This window comes from Hymenobacter terrigena, from assembly GCF_054776515.1.
In genome coordinates this window covers 1-541 of record NZ_BAAHBU010000024.1, presented here as the reverse complement: position 1 = coordinate 541, position 541 = coordinate 1, and the positions used below count along the sequence as shown (strand labels likewise).

The following is a 541-nucleotide window of genomic DNA, read 5'->3' as shown; positions in this document are numbered from 1 at the left end:
CGCGCCCCGGCCGGTGCGGCCCGTCCCCGCCGTCCCCGAGGAAGAGGACGACGAACTGGCCGCCTACAACCGCTATCTCGCCGAGCTGAACGCGCGAGCCCAACAGGAAAGCTAGATGTCATTCACCACGTCGGAGCTGTCCGCGCGAGGAACCACCTCAGAACCCGCGGCGGTGCGGGCTGATGGCCCACTGCAAGCGGCTCCGCCGCTTCGAAGCACACCGAAGTAGGCCACATGCAACCGGATCGGTACCACTTCCGCCCCCGCGTGCGCTGGATGGCGTCACCGCCGCCCGGGGCGATCCCGCCGCGCCGGGTCCGGCAGGCCGGGCACTACAGCGGCCCGCCAAGGTACCCGCTGATGCCGCGCTGGGGTTTCCCCAACCTGACCTGGCGCGAGCCGACCCTGGTGCCCGGGCTGCCCGCGGGCTACCCGCAGCCCATCGAGCGGATCGGGACGCTGGGGCGCTACACCGCGACCATGCTGTGGTGCCTGGTGGGATTGGCCGCGGCCGGTGCGGTGGGCGAGTTCTGGCGGTACG

Annotated in this window: 1 protein-coding gene; it reads left to right on the top strand. The window is 72.1% G+C overall.

The window, feature by feature from the left end; translation table 11 throughout:
- Positions 1-360 precede the first annotated feature (360 nt).
- Positions 361-541: hypothetical protein (locus ACYU7Q_RS21895; RefSeq protein ID WP_460611584.1), on the top strand; the 181-nt coding region annotated here is incomplete at its 3' end.